This window comes from Kitasatospora humi, from assembly GCF_020907985.1.
Classification (GTDB): domain Bacteria; phylum Actinomycetota; class Actinomycetes; order Streptomycetales; family Streptomycetaceae; genus Kitasatospora; species Kitasatospora humi.
The window spans coordinates 26484-44634 of sequence record NZ_JAJJPA010000030.1 but is presented as its reverse complement, the minus strand read 5'-3'; the positions used below and the strand labels follow the sequence as shown (position 1 = coordinate 44634).

Annotated in this window: 13 protein-coding genes and 1 pseudogene; 5 read left to right on the top strand and 9 right to left on the bottom strand. The window is 70.0% G+C overall.

What is annotated here, in order from left to right:
* Positions 1 to 69: 69 nt before the first annotated feature.
* The 4 genes and pseudogenes from LN042_RS24805 to LN042_RS24790 form a co-directional block, all read left to right on the top strand.
* The gene (locus LN042_RS24805) at positions 70 to 993 is read left to right on the top strand and encodes an ABC transporter permease (RefSeq protein WP_230053547.1); all 924 of its coding nucleotides are present in this window, start codon (positions 70 to 72) and stop codon (positions 991 to 993) included.
* Entirely contained in the window at positions 986 to 2014 is a 1029-nt protein-coding gene (locus tag LN042_RS24800) for an ABC transporter permease (protein WP_230053546.1), read from the top strand. Before LN042_RS24805 ends, LN042_RS24800 begins: the two co-directional genes overlap by 8 nt.
* A 15-nt stretch (positions 2015 to 2029) precedes the next feature.
* Entirely contained in the window at positions 2030 to 3088 is a 1059-nt protein-coding gene (locus tag LN042_RS24795) for an ABC transporter ATP-binding protein (RefSeq protein ID WP_230053545.1), read from the top strand.
* Positions 3078 to 4166: pseudogene (locus LN042_RS24790) on the top strand (ABC transporter ATP-binding protein); the annotation flags it as partial. The gene LN042_RS24795 and the pseudogene LN042_RS24790, both read left to right, overlap by 11 nt.
* Positions 4167 to 4544: 378 nt before the next feature.
* Here the strand turns inward: LN042_RS24790 and LN042_RS24785 are convergent.
* From LN042_RS24785 to LN042_RS24745, 9 genes are all read right to left on the bottom strand, one after another.
* Positions 4545 to 5861 carry an ABC transporter ATP-binding protein gene (locus LN042_RS24785; protein WP_230053544.1) on the bottom strand — a complete coding sequence of 439 codons (1317 nt, stop codon included), beginning with the start codon at positions 5859 to 5861 and terminating at the stop codon, positions 4545 to 4547.
* Positions 5862 to 5889: 28 nt separating this feature from the next.
* On the bottom strand, positions 5890 to 6960 hold the full coding sequence (locus LN042_RS24780; protein ID WP_230053543.1) for an ABC transporter ATP-binding protein: 1071 nt from the start codon (positions 6958 to 6960) through the stop codon (positions 5890 to 5892).
* A gap of 55 nt (positions 6961 to 7015) precedes the next feature.
* A complete protein-coding gene (locus LN042_RS24775) occupies positions 7016 to 7999 on the bottom strand; it encodes an ABC transporter permease (protein WP_230053542.1) in 984 nt (327 codons plus the stop codon).
* A gap of 158 nt (positions 8000 to 8157) precedes the next feature.
* Positions 8158 to 9933 carry an ABC transporter substrate-binding protein gene (locus tag LN042_RS24770; protein ID WP_230053541.1) on the bottom strand — a complete coding sequence of 592 codons (1776 nt, stop codon included), beginning with the start codon at positions 9931 to 9933 and terminating at the stop codon, positions 8158 to 8160.
* Positions 9934 to 10066: 133 nt separating this feature from the next.
* Positions 10067 to 11092 (bottom strand): ABC transporter permease, encoded by a 1026-nt coding sequence (locus LN042_RS24765; protein ID WP_230053540.1) that lies wholly within the window; start codon positions 11090 to 11092, stop codon positions 10067 to 10069.
* 553 nt (positions 11093 to 11645) lie between these two features.
* Complete coding sequence (locus LN042_RS24760; protein ID WP_230053539.1) at positions 11646 to 14051, bottom strand: peptidoglycan binding domain-containing protein; 2406 nt, start codon at positions 14049 to 14051, stop codon at positions 11646 to 11648.
* A 138-nt stretch (positions 14052 to 14189) separates the two neighbouring features.
* A complete protein-coding gene (locus LN042_RS24755; RefSeq protein ID WP_230053538.1) occupies positions 14190 to 14618 on the bottom strand; it encodes a DUF6113 family protein in 429 nt (142 codons plus the stop codon).
* Positions 14615 to 15487 carry an N-acetyl-1-D-myo-inositol-2-amino-2-deoxy-alpha-D-glucopyranoside deacetylase gene (gene mshB / locus LN042_RS24750; RefSeq protein WP_230053537.1) on the bottom strand — a complete coding sequence of 291 codons (873 nt, stop codon included), beginning with the start codon at positions 15485 to 15487 and terminating at the stop codon, positions 14615 to 14617. The genes LN042_RS24755 and mshB overlap by 4 nt, the downstream gene beginning before the upstream one ends.
* 30 nt (positions 15488 to 15517) lie before the next feature.
* Positions 15518 to 15712, bottom strand: coding sequence for a DUF2304 domain-containing protein (locus tag LN042_RS24745; RefSeq protein WP_230053536.1), 195 nt, complete (start codon positions 15710 to 15712; stop codon positions 15518 to 15520).
* A 244-nt stretch (positions 15713 to 15956) separates the two neighbouring features.
* Here LN042_RS24745 and LN042_RS24740 point away from each other — a divergent pair, with 244 nt between their 5' ends.
* Positions 15957 to 18086: a S9 family peptidase gene (locus LN042_RS24740; protein WP_230053535.1), complete on the top strand. Its 2130-nt coding sequence runs from the start codon at positions 15957 to 15959 to the stop codon at positions 18084 to 18086.
* The last annotated feature ends 65 nt before the right edge of the window (positions 18087 to 18151 follow it).

The window sequence follows — 18151 nt, the reverse complement described above, 5'->3', positions numbered from 1 at the left end:
GGGTGGCGGCGGCCGGCTCCCGGGCGGAGCCGGCCGCCGCGGCTCGCCGACCCAGTGGGAGGTACGCGCATGGGAAGCTACGTCCTGAGGCGCCTGCTCCAGATGATCCCGGTGTTCATCGGGTCCACCTTCCTGATCTTCGTCATGGTGCACGCGCTCGGCGACCCGGTGAACGCGCTCTTCGGCGACCGGGCGCCGGATCCGGCGGTCGCCGCCCAGATCCGGGCCCAGTACAACCTGAACGACCCGCTCTGGAAGCAGTACGTGCTGTACATGGGCCGGCTCTTCCGGTGGGACTTCGGCACCACCTTCACCGGCCAGACCGTCACCTCGCAGCTGGCCGCCGCCTATCCGACCACGCTCAAGCTCACGGCCGTCGCCTTCACCATCGAGGTGATCTTCGGCATCGGTCTCGGGCTGCTCAGCGGCCTGCGCCGGGGACGGCTCGCGGACAGCTCGGTCCTGATCCTCACCCTGGTGGTGATCTCGATCCCGGTCTTCGTCACCGGCTACGTGCTGCAGTACCTGGTCGGGGTGAGGTGGGGGGTGCTGCCGGCCACGGTCGGCTTCGACGTCACCCTGAGGTCGCTGATCCTGCCCGGCATCGTGCTGGCCTCGGTCTCGCTCGCCTACGTCGCCCGGCTGACCCGGACCACGGTCGCGGAGAACTCCCGGGCCGACTTCGTGCGCACCGCGGTGGCCAAGGGCCTGCCGAGGCACCGGGTGGTGGTCAACCACCTGCTGCGCAACTCCCTGATCCCGGTGGTCACCTTCCTCGGCACCGACCTGGGCGCCCTCATGGGCGGTGCCCTGGTCACCGAGCGGATCTTCAACATCCACGGTGTCGGCTACGCCCTCTACCAGGGGATCGTGCGGCAGAGCACCAACACCGTGGTCGGCTTCGTGACCGTCCTGATCATCATCTTCCTGCTGGCCAATCTGCTCGTCGACCTGCTTTACGCGGTCCTGGACCCGAGGATCCGGTATGCCTGATCAGGAGAAGTACAACGAAGCGGATCCGATGGCCGGGGCCGGTACCGAAGAGGAGGAGATGCAGAGTGCGATCGAGAACCGGCAGTTCGACCTCGGGACCATGGAAGGTGAGACGTTAGTCAAGGGCGAACGCCTCGCCGACCATCCGGAGGCGCCGTCGGCCGACGAGCGGGTGGTGCCGCGCAGCCTCTGGCAGGACGCCTGGCGGGACCTGCGGACCAATCCGATCTTCATCGTCTCCAGTCTCCTGATCGTCTTCCTGGTGCTGGTGGCGATCTTCCCGAGCATGATGACCTCGACCAACCCGCTCAACTGCGACCTGTCCAAGTCCCAGCTGGGTCCCACCGGCGGACATCCGTTCGGCTTCGACACCCAGGGCTGCGACGTCTACGCCCGCACTGTCTACGGCGCCCGGGCCTCGATCACGGTCGGCGTCTGCGCCACCGTCGGCGCGGCGCTCGTCGGCACCGTGCTGGGCGGGGTGGCCGGCTTCTTCGGCCGCTGGCCCGACTCGGTGATCTCCAGGGTCGCCGACATCTTCTTCGGCATCCCGATCCTCCTGGGCGGCCTGGTCTTCCTCTCCGTGATCAAGAACAAGTCGATCTGGATCGTGGTGGCCTTCATCGTGGTGCTGGGCTGGCCGCAGCTCGCCCGCATCGGGCGCGGCGCAGTGATCACCGCCAAGGAGCAGGACTACGTGACGGCGGCCCGGGCGCTGGGCGCGAGCAACAACCGCCTGATGCTGCGGCACATCCTGCCCAACGCGGTCGCGCCGATCATCGTGGTCGCCACCATCGCGCTCGGCACCTACATCGCCTTGGAAGCCACCCTGAGCTACCTCGGCGTCGGCCTCAGACCGCCGACCGTCTCCTGGGGCATCGACATCTCGGCGGCCTCCGACTCCTTCAGCGTGGCGCCGCACATGCTGCTCTTCCCGGCCGGCGCGCTCAGCATCACGGTGCTCGCCTTCATCATGCTCGGCGACGCGGTCCGCGACGCCCTCGACCCCAAGCTGCGCTGAGAGAGGGCACCAGCGATGAGCACCAGCAGCACCAGTGCACAGCCGCGTGCGGGCAGGGCGGGCACCGGAACCGGTCCGCTGCTCGAAGTCCGCGACCTCAGGGTGGAGTTCCGCACCAGGGAAGGGGTGGCCAAGGCGGTCAACGGGGTGAACTACTCGGTCTGGGCGGGTGAGACGCTGGCCATCCTGGGCGAGTCGGGCTCCGGCAAGTCGGTCTCCGCGCAGGCCGTGATGGGCATCCTCGACAGTCCGCCCGGTTTCGTGACCGACGGTCAGATCGTCTTCAAGGGGCGCGACCTGCTGACCATGGGGAAGGAGGAGCGCCGCAAGGTCCGTGGTGCCCAGGTCGCGATGATCTTCCAGGACGCGCTCTCCGCGCTCAACCCGGTGCACACCGTCGGCGCCCAGCTGGGCGAGATGTTCCGGGTGCACCACGGGACCTCCCGCAAGGAGGCCAGGGAGAAGGCGGTCGAGCTGATGCAGCGGGTGCGCATCCCGGCCGCCAAGGAGCGGGTCGGCGACTACCCGCACCAGTTCTCCGGCGGCATGCGCCAGCGCATCATGATCGCCATGGCGCTGGCCCTGCAGCCGGACCTGATCATCGCCGACGAGCCGACCACCGCACTGGACGTCACGGTCCAGGCCCAGGTGATGGACCTGCTGGCGGAGCTCCAGGACGAGTACCACATGGGCCTGATCCTGATCACCCACGACCTCGGGGTGGTCGCCGACGTGGCGGACAAGATCGCGGTGATGTACGCGGGACGCATCGTGGAGACCGCCCCGGTGCACGGGCTGTACGCCGGCCCCGCGCACCCGTACACCGAGGGCCTGCTGCAGTCGATCCCGCGGCTGGACCAGAAGGGCCTGGAGCTCTACGCGATCAAGGGCCTGCCGCCCAACCTGCTGCGGATCCCGCCGGGCTGCCCGTTCCACCCGCGCTGCCCCCGGGCCCGGACCATCTGTCGGGAGGTGGATCCGCCGCTCTTCGAGGTGACGGACGAGACGGGCACCCCCGTGCCCGGCCGGGCCAGCGCCTGCCACTTCTGGAAGGAGACGCTCCATGGCGAATGACGGAGCGACCGCGACCGACGCGACCCGGCCGGAGGAGGAGGCGTTCGCCCTGCCGGTCACCGAGGGCGAGCCGATCCTGGAGGTCCGCAACCTGGTCAAGCACTTCCCGCTGACCCAGGGCGTGATCTTCAAGAGGCAGGTCGGCGCGGTGAAGGCGGTGGACGGCGTCTCCTTCGACCTGATGAAGGGTGAGACGCTGGGCGTCGTGGGCGAGTCCGGCTGCGGCAAGTCGACGCTCGCCAAGGTGCTGATGAACCTGGAGCCGGCCACCAGCGGCTCGGTCCGCTACAAGGGCGAGGAGATCTCCCGGCTGACCGGCTCGGCGCTGAAGGCGGTCCGGCGCAACATCCAGATGGTCTTCCAGGACCCGTACACCTCGCTCAACCCGCGGATGACGGTCGGCGACATCATCGGCGAACCGTTCGAGATCCACCCCGAGGTGGCCCCCAAGGGCGACCGCCGCAAGGCCGTGGAGGACCTGTTGGACGTGGTCGGGCTCAACCCGGAGCACATCAACCGGTATCCGCACCAGTTCTCCGGTGGCCAGCGCCAGCGGATCGGCATCGCCCGCGGCCTGGCGCTCAAGCCCGAGGTGATCATCTGCGACGAGCCGGTCTCCGCGCTGGACGTCTCGGTGCAGGCCCAGGTGATCAACCTGCTGGAACAGCTGCAGGGCGAGTTCAACCTCTCGTACATGTTCATCGCCCACGACCTGTCCATCGTGCGGCACATCTCCGACCGGGTCGGCGTGATGTACCTGGGCAAGCTGGTGGAAATGGGCACCGATCTGGAGATCTACGAGCATGCGACCCACCCGTACACCCAGGCGCTGCTCTCCGCCGTGCCCGTCCCCGACCCGGTCGCACGGGAGGCCCGGGACCGGATCGTGCTGGTCGGCGACGTCCCGTCACCCGCCAACCCGCCATCGGGCTGCCGGTTCCGCACCCGCTGCTGGAAGGCCCAGGAGAAGTGCGCCATCGAGGAGCCGCTGCTGGCCCGCCCCTCCTGGCTGACCGGACTGGCCGCGCACGACTCGGCGTGTCACTTCGCAGCAGAGCGCGAGATTGAGCAGAGCGCGGCGGAGCGCGAGATCGAGCAGAGCGCGGCGGAGCGCGAGGTGGAGCAGAGCGCGGCGGAGGGTGAGGTCGAGCAGAGTGCGGTGGAGGGCGAGGTGGAGCAGAGTGCGGCGGAGCGGGAGGTGGAGCAGAGTGCGGCGGAGCGGGAGGTGGAGCAGAGTGCGGCGGAGCGGGAGGTGGAGCAGAGCGCGGTGGAGCGCGAGATTGAGCAGAGTGCGGCGGAGCGGGAGACCGGGGCGCCTCCGATGGAGGAACGTGACACCGGTGCGGGTCCCCCGGAGAAGGGGACCGCTCCTGGGGAGGAGCCGGGCGACGGGCAGAGTTGAAAAGGCGCAGGGCCCTCCCGAGGACGGGAGGGGCCCTGCGCTTCCCTGGCCTGATCAGTCCTCGGACTTCTCGCCCTTGGCCTTGGCGTCGGCCTTGGCGTCGGTCTTGGCCTCAGCCTTGCCCTCGGTCTTGCCCTCAGCCTCGGCCTTGCCCTCAGCCTTGCCCTCGGTCTTGCCCTCAGCCTCGGCCTTGCCCTCAGCCTTGGCACCGGCCTTCGCGGCCTTCGGCGTGCCCTCGGCCTTCGGCGTGCCCTCGGCCTTCGCGGCCTTCGGCTTGAGCTCGGCCGCGTCGCGGGCCTTCGGCACCGAGCTGGCGCCGACGGGCTTGGAGCTGCCGTCCTCCGGGAAGTGGCAGGCGGTCAGGTGGCCTTCGGCGTTGCCGGCCAGCTGGATCAGCGGCGGCTCCTCCGTGGCGCACTTCTCCTGCGCCTTCCAGCAGCGGGTGCGGAACCGGCAGCCGGACGGCGGGTTGAGCGGCGACGGCACGTCGCCGGTGAGCCGGATGCGCTCGGCGGCGGCGTTGTCCGGGTCGGCGTCCGGGGCCGCCGACAGCAGCGCGTGGGTGTACGGGTGGCGCGGGCTGCTGTAGAGCGAGTCGCGGTCGGCGATCTCGACCACCTTGCCCAGGTACATCACCGCGACGCGCTGCGAGAAGTGCCGCACGATCGAGAGGTCGTGGGCGATGAAGACGAACGCGATGCCCAGTTCGCGCTGCAGCCCCTGGAGCAGGTTGACGACCTGCGCCTGGATCGACACGTCGAGCGCGGAGACCGGCTCGTCGGCGACGATCAGCTTCGGGTTGAGCGCGAGCGCGCGGGCGACACCGATGCGCTGGCGCTGACCGCCGGAGAACTCGTGCGGGAACCGGTTGAAGTGCTCCGGGTTGAGACCGACGATCTCCAGGAGCTCCTTGGCCCGGGCGTCCCGGCCACCGGGCGGGTTGATCCCGTTGATCTCCATCGGGTTGGTGATGATGGTGCCGACGGTGTGCCGCGGGTTCAGCGAGGAGTACGGGTCCTGGAAGATCATCTGGATCTCGGACCGGATCGGCGCCAGCTCCTTGCGGCCGGCGTGGGTGATGTCCTGGCCGAGGTACTTGATGCTGCCGCTGGTCGGCTCGTAGAGCCGGGTGACCAGGCGACCGGTGGTCGACTTGCCACAGCCGGACTCACCGACCAGGCCCAGGCTCTCGCCCGCGCCCACGGTGAAGCTCACGTTGTCGACCGCCTGCACCGCGCCGACCTGGCGCTTGAACGGGAAGCCGCCCATCACCGGGAAGTGCTTGGTGAGGCCGGTGACCTCCAGCAGGGGAGAGCCGGAGGCCGCCGGCGTCTCCTTGGCCTTGGTCAGCGAGGTCTGCTCTGCGCTCATGGGATTTCCTTGACTCCGTTACCGAGGATCAGCTGCTCAGCCGGGGCAGGATCTGCTCGGTGAGGATGGACTGCTTCTGCTCATCCGTGAGGTGGCAGGCCGACAGGTGGCCGTTGGCCGGCGCGAGCGGCGGGCGCTCGGTCTCGCACTTGTCACCCGGCACCAGCTCACGGTACGCGCAGCGCGGGTTGAAGGCGCAGCCGGCGGGCGGGTTCAGCAGGGACGGCGGGGTGCCCGGGATCGGCATCAGCGGGATGTCGACCGAGGCGTTGATCCGCGGGATGGAGCTGAGCAGGCCCCAGCCGTACGGGTGCTGGGAGCTCTTGAGGACCTCGCGCATGGTGCCGCGCTCGACGGCCCGACCGGCGTACATCACCAGCACGTCGTCGGCGATCTCGCGGATCACGCCGAGGTCGTGGGTGATGAAGATGATCGAGGTGCCGCTCTCCTGCTGGAGGTCCTTCAGCAGGTCGACGATCTGGGCCTGGACGGTCACGTCCAGCGCGGTGGTGGGCTCGTCGGCGATCAGCAGCTCGGGGTCGCAGACCAGCGCCATGGCGATCATCGCGCGCTGGCGCATACCGCCGGAGAACTGGTGCGGGAAGTCGTCGACCCGGGTCTGCGGCTGCGGGATGCCCACGCGGCGGAGCATCTCGATGGCGCGGTCCCGGCCCTCCTTCTTGCTGGCGCCGGTGTGCTTCATGAACGGCTCGGCGATCTGCCGGCCGATCGTGTAGTACGGCGACAGCGCGGCGAGCGCGTCCTGGAAGATCATCGCCATCTTGTTGCCGCGGAGCTTCTCGAGGTCCTTCTGGGAGGCCCTGAGCAGGTCCTGGCCGTCGAGGGTGATTGAGCCCTCGATGGTGGTGTTGCGCGGGTTGTGCAGGCCCATCACGGCCAGGTTGGACACCGACTTGCCGGAGCCCGACTCACCGACGATGCCGAGGGTCTTGCCCTTCTCCAGGTCGAAGGTGAGGTTGTTGACGGCCTTGACGATGCCGTCCTCGGTGCGGAAGCGGACCTGCAGGTCGTGCACCGAGAGGAACGCGGAGCCGGCCTTGGGTGCGGTGCCGGACTCGGACTTGGTGAGGGTGCTCACGGTCGGATCTCCTCGGGGGCGGGGTGGTGCGGGACGGGCATGGATACGGACGGGGTCATGCCAGCCGCACCCGGGGGTCGAGGAGAGCGTAAGCAGCGTCGACGACGATGTTGAAGAGCAGGATCGCGACCGAGCTGAAGATCAGCACGCCCAGCTCCAGGTACAGGTCGGCGTTGTTGACCGACTTGACGGCGAGGAAGCCCAGGCCCTGGATGCTGAAGGTGTACTCGGTGATGATGGCGCCGGAGAAGACCGAGCCGAGGTCGATGCCGAAGATGGTGATGATCGGGGCCATCGCACCGCGCAGCGCGTAGCGCCACCAGACGTAGCGGTTGGACATGCCCTTGGCGCGGGCGGCCCGGATGTGGTCCTCGGAGAGCTGCTCGAGCATCAGCGAGCGGACCTGGCGGGTGTAGTTGGCCCAGAAGATGATCGACATGACCAGCCACGGCAGCAGCATGCCCGTGAAGCAGCCGACCGGGTCCTGGGTGAACGGCACGTACTTCGGAATGCCCAGCCACTGCAGGTTGTAGACGAAGAGCGCCATGGCCAGCGGGCCGACGAAGTAGATCTGGGTCGACTGGCCGATCAGCGAGATGGAGCTGGCGACCCGGTCCAGCATGGTGCCCTGCTTCCAGGCGGAGAGCATGCCCAGGCCGACACCGATGGCGAGGAAGACGACCGCGCCGCCGATGGCCAGCACGAAGGTGGCCGGGTAGTTGGCGGAGATCTCGTCCCAGACGAACCGCTGGGAGTTGTAGGAGTAGCCGAAGCAGGGAGCGGCGCAGTGGCCGAGCTGCCCGAGGTCCTGGCCGACGAAGAGCCCGCTGAGGTAGTTCCAGAACTGCTGGTAGATCGGCAGGTTGAGGTGCATGTTGGAGCGGATCTGCGCCAGCAGCTCAGGCGTGCACGACTTCGGCGGGCAGGCCAGCTGCGCCGGGTCCACCGCGAGGGAGAAGAAGGCGAAGTACGTGAGGCAGATCAGCAGCAGAATGATGACGATCGCGCCGAGCGCCCGGCGGATGAGAAATCGGAGCATGGAATGAAGCTCTTCCGAAGTGAGGGCGCCTGCGGCGGCCACGTCGTGGAGTGTGCGACCCACGGGTCACGTGGAGTCGACACGCGGCCCGGGCAGGGTCACCCGATCAGGTGACCCCGCCCGGGGGGAGTCGGCCCGGAGGCCGACTCCGGGGTTTGTCAGCCCTTCAGGTAGACGCTGGACGGGTCGATGCAGCCCAGAACCGGGTTGTAGGCCACGCCGCCAAGGCCCGCGCCGTAGACGTTGAAGAACTTGTCGTACTCCAGCGGGATCTTCGGCACGTCGGTGGTGAGGATCTTGTCAGCGAGGGACATCCACTGGCTGGCCGCCTGCGTCTGGTCGGTGATCGCGGAGATGGTGTCCATCTCCTTGTTCATCGCGTCGTTGTTGTAGTGCGAGTAGTTGGTCGCACCGTCGGCGATCAGACGACCGTCCAGGGTCGGCGGGATGACGGTGTCACCCTGCGGCCAGTCGGCACCCCAGCCGGTGCGGTACATGTCGAACTGGTTGTCCTTCTTACCGATCACCGAGTAGTAGCTGGTGGCGTCGATTTCCTTCTTCTCGGCCTTGAAGCCGGCCTGGTTCAGGGCGTCGACGAGGGCGTTGGCCACACCCTCCCACTTCGGGGTGTTGGCGTAGCCGACCTCGATGTGGTAGTTGAGCTGGTTGGCGTCCGTCAGGATCTTCTTGGCCTTGGCCGGGTCGCCCGCCTTGTTGGCCTTGATGCCCAGCGGGTCGCTGTCCTGCCAGCCGGCGATGGTGGGGCTGATCAGGTTGCCGGCGATGTCACCGGTGGCCGAGCCACCGAGCAGACGCTGGATCTGGGCCGCCGGGAAGGCGGCGACCAGGGCCTTGCGGACGTTGACGTCCTTCACCCGGGTGTCGTTGATGTCGAAGGTGTCGACGAACGGGGTGTACTGGCTGATCGTGCGGGGAGCCATGGACGTGTCGTCCTGGATCTGCTTGATCAGGCTGGGGTCGGCGTTGTTCGCGAGGTTCATCGCGTTCTTGTCGTCCCCGCTGCCGTTCATCAGGCGCTGGGTCATCTGCTGGGACGAGACGTTGAGCTGGAACTGCCACTTGTCCACGTACTGGTGGCGCAGCGGGTCGGTGTTCGGGTCCCACTGGTCGTTCTTGACCAGGGTCAGCGACTTGTCCGGCTGGTAGTCGGCGATCTTGTAGGGGCCGATCGAGACCGGGTGGCTGTTGTACTGCGGGCCGGTGTCCTTGGAGCGCTCGATCGCCGTGATGTCGGGCTCGGCAGCGGCGAAGTTGGCGTCGGTGTGCGCCTGCTGGAAGTGGAAGACGATGGTCTTCGCGTCCGGGGTGCCGATCACGCTGTCCGGCAGCTCACCGGTCTGCGGGCCCTTGTAGACGTCGCGGTAGCCGGCACCGGACAGCCAGGTCGGGAAGTAGGTCGCACCGTTGGTCTGGTAGTCCTGGTACAGGCGCTCGATCGCGTACTTGACGTCCTTCGAGGTGATCGGCGTGCCGTCCTCGAACTTCAGGCCGTCCTTGAGGGTCCAGGTCCAGGTCTTGCCGCCGTCGGCGAGGGTGCCGGTGTCGGTGGCCAGGTCGCCGACCAGGGTGACCTTGCCGGTGACCGGGTCGGTCTTGTAGTTGGTCAGCTGGCGGCTGTAGAGCATGCCGACGGCCTGCAGCTGGTTGACGTACTGCTGGCTCGGGTCCAGGTAGTCGAAGCCGGTCGTCTCGATGTCGAAGGCGGTGCCGCCCTTCTTGGCACCGGGGACGTCCTTGGCCGGACCGGTCGAGTCGGCCTTGTTGCCGACCGAGAAGCTCTGTGCGGCGCCCGCGGTCGCGCCCTTGTTGGAGCCCGAGCCGGCGGTCTTGCCGCCGCCCCCACCACAAGCCGTCAGCGTGAGGGCGCTGACCGCCACGAGCGCCGGCACAAGTGCTGCCTTGCGAAGTCTCATTGGTTCCTACCTGTCACTGGTCATGTGTTGTCTGGCCAGCGCGGACCGGCGGGGCGGCACTGCCCCGGGGTGGCCGGTGCTGGGGGGAGCGGGGGTTACAGCAGTGGAGCGGGGGTGGAGCGGGGTGGAGCGGTCAGCGGATGGTCTTCGGGTCGAGCGCGTCGCGAACGGAGTCACCGAAGAGGTTGAACGCCACGGCGAAGATCATCAGCGAGATACCGGGGACCATCAGGTACGTCAGGTCGTCCTGGTAGTGCCTGGTCGCGTCCTGGAACATCAGGCCCCAGTCGGGCGTCGGGTCGACCATGCCGACGCCGAGGAAGGAGAGGCCGGCCTCGGCGGTCACCATCGTCGGGAGGAGCAGGGTCACCTGGACCAGGATCGTGGTGGCCAGGTTGGGCATCAGCTCCTTGAAGATGATGCGCCAGGAGGAGGCACCGGAGATCTTGGCCGCCTCGACGTACTCGCGCTCACGCAGGCTGAGCGACATGCCGCGGAGCAGACGGGCGGTGGCCATCCAGCCGAGGAACGCCTGGACCAGCACGACCGACAGCACGCGCATGTAGACCGGCATCGCGCGGTCCGCGGGCACGAACCAGTTCTCCACGATCGGGGTGAAGGCGATGAAGAAGAGCTGGGTCGGCAAGCCGAGCAGCAGGTCGGTGAAGCGCCCGACGAAGTAGTCGAAGCGTCCACCGATGTAGCCCTGCGCGACACCGAGCACGATGCCCACGATCGCCGAGGCGATCGTGATCAGCAGGCCGATGCCGAGCGAGGTGCGGATCCCGTAGACCAGCTTGGCGAAGATGTCGTAGCCGGCGTCCGGGGTGATGCCCAGCCAGTGGGCGGCGCTCATACCGCCGTTGGCGCCGATGGGCAGGCCGCTGTCGTCGAGCAGCGACATGTCGCGCGTGCCGTAGGGGATGTACGGCGACTGTCCGTAGAGCCCGGTGATCACCGGCGCGAAGATCGCGACCAGGATGTACAGGATCACGATGCCGGCGCAGATCACACCGATGCGGTTGCGCTTGAAGCGGCTCCAGGCAATCTGGCCCGGGGTGCGCCCTTGGAGTGCGTTCGGCTTGTTGCCGGCGTCTCCTGTCGCGGACGCGACGAGGACCGGTTCGGTCTCAGTCGTGTCCTCAGTTGGCGTCGTCATGGTGCGAAAGCTCCCGCCGGTGGTCTGTGCAGCAGCAACGAGGAAGAAGTTGGTCGAACGGACTCTCGCAACTCGTTTATCGAACGTCAAGAGTTTCTCTGTGGCTGGACAGCCAGTTTTGGCTTCGTTCTGGAATGTCCATCAGGTTGTAGCTTTCAACCACTTGACACCCCTTAGGCGAGACGGGATAAAACGGACATAAAGCCATAAAGCGCGTTCATGAGTTCGTAACGAGGGCTTAGTAACACCGGTATCTGAACGTCTCGATCCGCTCCTGGGGACGTTGACGCGCATAGATACAGGTGTCCGCTTTGGGGTGGTTTCGGGCGATCTGCCCGGCGGTTTTTTGCGTCCGCATATCGGACGGATATGGCGGGATGCCGCCGCTGGCGACTTTTCGTCAGCCTTTAAGCAGGTGCTTGCAAATCCGTCGGGAGAGTTGCTGCCCAACGTCGGTGACAGTTACACGCCACTGGCGGGATGTCGCCGAGAAAGCCGGCGGGACCCCGGAACGGAGCGCGTTCCGGGGTCCCGCCGGGCAATTTTGACATGTTCACATATGGAAGCGATAAGTGCGCTCCGCCGCAGTGTTCTTGTCATAGACCGAGGCGATCGCGTTGGCCACGTCCTGGGTGGTGATCGGCGCCAGGGTGCTGTCGTCCTTCTTGTACCGAAGCTTGTCGAAGGTGTTGCCGATCATCGAACCGAGCTGGTCCAGGTCCCACTTCGGGACCAGGTTGCCCGAGCCGTCCGGGACCAGGGTGAGGGCCTTGGCGGCCGCCTTCTTGCCGAACAGGAACTGCTTGTTGCCCGCCTGGACCACCACGTTGCTGCTGGTGATCGCCTTGCCCAGGCCGTCCGCGGTCTGCTGCAGCGTCTGGGTGGCGACCTTCGGCTGAGCCGCCGTCACCGGCAGGTTCACCGGGGCGTCGGTCTTGCCGTCGGCCCGGTCCTGGTAGCTCTGCGCCACTTGGGCGACGGCGGTGCTGTCGTCCACCGCCTGCCCGGGCTGGCCGGGCACCACCACCGGGTCGCCGGTGTCGGAGAACTGGATGTAGCCCTCCTTGAGCCCCTGCGCGGAACTGGCCGACAGGCCGTCCAGGGCAGCCTTCAGCTTGGCCTGGTCTATGTGCACCACCGGCGGCACGTTCTTGCTGCCGCCGGTCAGCGACTGGAGCACGTCAGACGGGTTGTAGCTGTGCTTGGTCAGGCCGTCCACCGTGGCGGTGGTGTCGAAGCCGAGTCCCGCCGCGGCCGGGTCCAGCGTGAGCGCCTGGTTGCCCAGCTTCAACTGGATCGGCTGCTGCCCGATCTTGCCGATCGTGGAGTCCAGCGTGTGGATGGCCTGGTCGCGGCTGTTGCCGCCGATGTCGACGCCGAGCACCTTGGTGCCGCGCGGCACGTCGGTCTGGTTGAGCATCAGGCCGGTGCCGTAGGCGGCGGCGCCCACGAAGAGCACCCCGCCGGCACCGGTGACCAGCAGCTTCTGGACCTTGGAACGGCCCTTGGGCTTGGCCGCGGCCGGCTTCGGGGCGGGCGGCTTCGGGGCGGGCGAGGACTCGGCGTCCGCCCCGGGCGCGGACGGCTCGGCCGCCTCGCCGGACAGCGAACCGTCCTGCGCGGCAGGTGAGTTGGGGAAGCCTGCGGCGGCGCCACGCAGGCCCGGGGCGGGGCCGGGACGACCGGGGGCGGTCGGCGGGGTGCCGTACAGACCGGTCGGCGGCGGGCCGCCGGGTATCCGCCCCGGAGTCGGCCGGCCCTCGCCGGTGATCGGATCGAAGCCGCCGATCTGGGTGTCCTCCGGCTCCCCGGACGGGCGGGCCGGACCACCCGGGAACGTGCTGATCGGCTGCTGCGGCCGGGCGAACCGGCCGGGGGCGCCCGGAGTGCCGGTGGGGCGCGGCGCAGCGGCTGGTGCCGCAGCGGTGTGGGGGGGCACGTCCCGGCCGGCGGCCGGGGTGGGGTCGGCGGCAGGACGGACGGGGTTGCCGGCCGCCGCGTCGTCACCCAGCGGGCCGTGCCCCTGGCCCGGCTCGCCGGCGAACGGCGCGGCGTTGCCCTGGGCCGGGCCGGGGAAGCCGCCCGAGTTGCCCTGGGCCGGGCCGGCGCCGAACGGAGGCATGCCCTGCTGCGGCGCGCCCGGACCCGCCGGGCCGGCGCCGAACGGGTCGGGAGCACCCCCGCCGAACGGGTCACGGGCACCCGGGTCGAACGGGTCGCGGGCACCCGGGTCGAAGGGATCGCGGACACCGCCGTCGAACGGGTCGGGGGCACCCCCGCCGAACGGGTCACGGGCACCCGGGTCGAACGGGTCGCGGGCGCCGGTCGCGTACGGATCGGCGGGGTAGCCGCCGGGCTGCGCCGCACCGCGCCCGTCACCGGCCGGCGGCCGGCCGGCGGCGAACCGCGGGGTGCCGGCGGCCGGCGTGGTCGCCACCGGCTCCGGGCGCGACTTCTGCCGCGGCCGGAACCACTCGCCGGTCGACTCCGACTCCGAGGCGTCGGACTTCTGCTCGGCCGGGCCGCGCCACTGCGGTGGCAGGTCCGGGGGAGTGCTGGTGCGGCCGCCCTGGTCCATCACCCCGAGCACCGGCGCGGCCGGCGGCGCCGAGCGGTGCCGGGGGCCGCCGGGTGCGGCCGGGGGCTCGGCGGCAGGCGGCTCGCCCGCGCCCTCCTCCGGCTTGACGGTGCTGCGCACCACCACCGGCGGGATCGGCCGGGAGCCGGGGATGTTGATGGAGATCTTGGTGGTCAGCGTGGTCTCGGTCTTCGGGGTTTCCGGCTCCGGCTCCTGCGGGCCGCCCGGGGGAACGTCGAAGCCCGGGGTCCGGCCGAACGGGTCGAAGCCGCCGCCCAACCCCGGGATGCCGTAGGGCGGTGTGCCCGACGGATAGGCGTCGGCTCCGCCCGCCCCACGACGGGACGACGGGTGGGCGCTGTCAGATTCGCGGCTGCTCAATGCTGCTCTGCTCCGGGTTCGCGGCCGGACGGCTCGTCCGACGATGCTGCGGCACCACCATACTGGGAACGCCAGAGTGGCGAACTGCTTCCCTTAGAACCCGATACGTCCGGTTCCGTACCCCGAGCCTACGGGTAGTCAGTCACGTTGGCGCGGGATGCCGAAGGCGTACGGCGATCGGGTGGGCAGCAGTCCGACACCGAGTCCGATGGCCAACCCGCCGAGCAGGTAGGCGTACGAGGTGGCCGCGGCCGACAGCACGAAGTCGCCCTCCGGACGCGGCGCCAGCAGCACGAACATCACCAGCAGCCAGCCGACCAGACCGGCCGCCAGGCCGAGTTTGGTGCCGCTCACCCGGACGCCCCCGTAGAAGACGGCCGCGTTGCCCGCCAGCGCCAGCAGCAGGCCCCACGGACTCCACAGGGCCTGCACGAAACAACCGCAGAGCGCGTCGAGGACGCCCAGCACGAAGACCACCACGTAGCAGGCGATGCGCAACCGACGGGCCGGCAGCGGCTCGGCCAGTCGCTGGGCCCGGGTGCCGAGCAGGCTGTGCAGCGGGTTCACCGGACCTCGACTCCCGCGAACAGGTCGCGCTCGGGGCGCGCCGACCCGGCCGGGCCGTGCACCAGTTGGTAGTACTCGTCGGCCAGCAACGGCTGCCAGCGGTCGTTGCTCAGCGCGAAGAAGGTGCCGTCCACGGTGATCTGGGTGGCGTGCGCGCGCATCGCGGCGGCCTTGTGCCCGGCGTACCGCGCGCCGTCCAGCGCGGCGTCCACCAACTCGTCGGGCACCACGCCCGGCACGTCCTGCTCGGCGGCGGCCAGCGGGTAGCGGGCGGCGGCCTGCTCCAGGCCGGCCAGCAGCACCGAGCGCGGCACCCTGGTCCAGTACACCTTGACGATCCGCCAGGCCGGGCCCAGCTCCGGGCGCCAGTCGGGATCGGCCGCCAACCGGTACGCGCGCATCGCGACGCGGTGCGCCTGGATGTGGTCGGGGTGGCCGTAGCCGCCGTGCTCGTCGTAGGTGACCAGCACCTGCGGGCGGACCTCGCGGATCACCTCGACCAGCTGTCCGGCCGCCTCCACCACGTCGGCCTGCCAGAAGCAGTCCGGCCGGTCGTTGTCGGGCACGCCCATCATCCCGGAGTCCCGGTACCGGCCGGGGCCGCCCAGGAAGCGGACGTCGGTCACGCCGAGCTCGCGCATCGCGGCGGCCAGCTCGCCGATCCGGTGCTCGCCCAGGGTGTCGGTCCGGTCCGCCGTGAGCTCGGCCAGCTCCGGCGGTATCACCTCGCCGCCCTCGCCGAGGGTGCAGGTCACCAGGGTGACCCGGGCGCCCTCCGCGGCGTAGCGGGCCATGGTGGCGCCGTTGCCGATCGACTCGTCGTCGGGATGGGCGTGCACCAGCAGCAGGCGTCGGTCGGCAGCGGTCATGGGGGAGAGCCTAGACCGCTGCCGCGCGGGCTAGAGCTTCAGGCCGTTCAGCATGCCTGCCAGGTTGCTGGTGACCTGCTGGATCGACGGGGCGATCGAGCTGGAGGCCAGGTAGAAGCCCAGCAGGGAGCAGATCATCGCGTGGGCCATCTTCAGGCCGGAACGGCGGATCAGTACCACCACGATGGTCAGCATCAGCACGGCTGCGGAGATGTTCAGAGCCATGGCGGCTCACACCCCTTTCCGGGTGCCGCCGCCCCTTCTGGACGGCGAAATCGGTCGCTGCACCCAGGAATACCCGATGAGTGACGCGCGCGTTACGTTCGGTGAGGCGCGACGGCTCGTGTCACGGGGCGTCGGAAGCCGTCCCTGGGCCGGTGGGAAGGGCTCTCGGGGCCCGCGCGAACCAGTTCCGCGCGCTGCGCCGAAAGAGTGATCAACGGTGGACGGACCCCATAGGGTGCGATCCATGACCACCACTGAGACCGCAGCCGACACCTTTCCCCGGCAGTACGCGCGGACCCTGCGCTACACCGTGGGCATGCCCCGCTCGTTCGCCGTGGCACCGGACGGCTCCCGAGTCGTCTTCCTGCGCTCGCGCGGCGGCGGCGACCGGGCCAACCTGCTCTGGACCCTCGACCCGGCCGACGGCTCCGAGAAGATCGCCGCCGACCCGGTGGCGCTGCTGGGCGGCGGCGAGGAGGAGCTCTCGCCGGCCGAGCGGGCCCGCCGGGAGCGCAGCCGGGAGGGCGCGGCCGGCATCGTCGGTTACGCCCTGGACCAGGCCGCGGAGCTGGCCGTCTTCCCGCTCTCCGGCCGGCTCTTCGCGGCCGACCTGGTCGCCGGTGCGGCGCGCGAACTGCCGGCCGCCGGCCCGGTGCTCGACCCGCGGCCCTCGCCGGACGGCCGTTGGGTGGCCTACCCGACCACTGCCGGCGCGCTGCGCCTGACCGCCGCGGACGGTAGCGGCGACCGCTCGCTGGTCGAGGCCGAGCAGCCCGGGATCACCTGGGGCCAGGCCGAGTTCATCGCGCAGGAGGAGATGCACCGGGACCGCGGGTTCTGGTGGTCCCCGGCCGGTGACCGGCTGCTGGCCACCCGGGTGGACGACGCGCCGGTGCAGCGCTGGTGGATCGCCGACCCGGCCAACCCGGCCAGCGCCCCCACCGAAGTGGCCTACCCCGCGGCCGGCACCCCCAACGCCGACGTCACCCTCTGGCTGGTCGACCTGGACGGCACCCGCACCGAGGTGGTCTGGGACCGGACCACGTACCCCTACCTCGCCCGGGTGCACTGGTCGGCGGGCGGCCCGCCGCTGCTCCTGGTGCAGGCCCGCAGCCAGCGCGAGCAGCTGGTGCTCACGGTCGACCCGGCCACCGGCGCCACCGAGACCCTGGTCGTCGAGCGGGACGAGGCCTGGCTGGAGCTCTTCCACGGCGTGCCGGCCTGGACGGCGGACGGCCGGCTGCTGCGGATCAGCGACGCCCCGGGCCACCGGGCGCTGCTGGCCGGCGACACCGTGCTCACCGACGACACCCTGCACCTGCGCACGGTGCTGGCGGTCGGCGCCGGCGAGGTGCTGGTCCGGGCGAGCGAGGGCGAGCGGGCCGAGACGGTCCCCGGCCTGACCGGTGTCTACGCGGTGCCGCTGGACGGGGGCGCGCCCCGGCTGCTGCGCGAGGGCGGCGCGGTGGAGGCGGTCCGCGGCGGCCCGGTCACGGTCGTCTCCTGGTCCGCGCTGGATCGGGCCGGCCGTCGCACCGAGGTGCTGGTCGACGGCGCCCCGGCCGGTCACATCGTCACCTCGCACGCCGAGACCCCGGTGCTGACGGCCCGTCCGGTGCTGCGCTGGGCCGGCGAGCGGCGGATCCCGGCGGCCGTGCTGCTGCCCACCGGCTACGACCGGGAGCGGGACGGCCTGCTGCCGGTGCTGATGGACCCGTACGGCGGGCCGCACGCCCAGATGGTGGTGCAGTCCCAGGAGCGCTTCCTCAGCTCGCAGTGGTTCGCCGACCAGGGCTTCGCGGTGGTCGTCGCGGACGGCCGGGGCACCCCGGGCCGCAGCCCGGCCTGGGAGAAGTCGGTCGCCGGCGACCTGGCCGGGCCGCCCGTGGAGGACCAGGTGGCGGCGCTGCACGCGCTCGCCGAGGAGTTCCCGCTCGACCTCGGCCGGGTGGCGATCCGCGGCTGGTCGTTCGGCGGCTACCTGGCCGGTCTCGCGGTGCTGCGCCGCCCCGACGTGTTCCACGCCGCCGTCGCCGGCGCCCCGGTGACCGACGTGACGCTGTACGACACCCACTACCAGGAGCGCTACCTGGGCATGCCCCAGGAGCACCCGCAGCGGTACCGCGAGCACTCGCTGCTCGACGACGCGGCCAAGCTGGAGCGGCCGCTGATGATCGTGCACGGCCTGGCCGACGACAACGTGGTGGTGGCGCACACCCTGCGGCTCTCCTCGGCGCTGCTGGCCGCCGGCCGCCCGCACACCGTGCTGCCGCTCTCCGGGGTCACCCACATGACCCCGCAGGAGCAGGTCGCCGAGAACCTGCTGCTGCTCCAGGTGGCGTTCCTCAAGGACGCCCTCGGCATGCCCGCCTGACGCCCCCGGCCTGCGCGGTCGTCACGTCCTCGGCATGACATCCGTCATGCCGAGGACACGACCCG

Coding starts and splice junctions, on each gene's coding strand:
- LN042_RS24775 (WP_230053542.1), bottom strand. CDS start 7,999: ATGCTCCGATTTCTCATCCGCCGGGCGCTCGGCGCGATCGTCATCATT.
- LN042_RS24800 (WP_230053546.1), top strand. CDS start 986: ATGCCTGATCAGGAGAAGTACAACGAAGCGGATCCGATGGCCGGGGCC.
- LN042_RS24805 (WP_230053547.1), top strand. CDS start 70: ATGGGAAGCTACGTCCTGAGGCGCCTGCTCCAGATGATCCCGGTGTTC.
- LN042_RS24765 (WP_230053540.1), bottom strand. CDS start 11,092: ATGACGACGCCAACTGAGGACACGACTGAGACCGAACCGGTCCTCGTC.
- mshB (WP_230053537.1), bottom strand. CDS start 15,487: ATGACCGCTGCCGACCGACGCCTGCTGCTGGTGCACGCCCATCCCGAC.
- LN042_RS24740 (WP_230053535.1), top strand. CDS start 15,957: ATGACCACCACTGAGACCGCAGCCGACACCTTTCCCCGGCAGTACGCG.
- LN042_RS24770 (WP_230053541.1), bottom strand. CDS start 9,933: ATGAGACTTCGCAAGGCAGCACTTGTGCCGGCGCTCGTGGCGGTCAGC.
- LN042_RS24745 (WP_230053536.1), bottom strand. CDS start 15,712: ATGGCTCTGAACATCTCCGCAGCCGTGCTGATGCTGACCATCGTGGTG.
- LN042_RS24795 (WP_230053545.1), top strand. CDS start 2,030: ATGAGCACCAGCAGCACCAGTGCACAGCCGCGTGCGGGCAGGGCGGGC.
- LN042_RS24785 (WP_230053544.1), bottom strand. CDS start 5,861: ATGAGCGCAGAGCAGACCTCGCTGACCAAGGCCAAGGAGACGCCGGCG.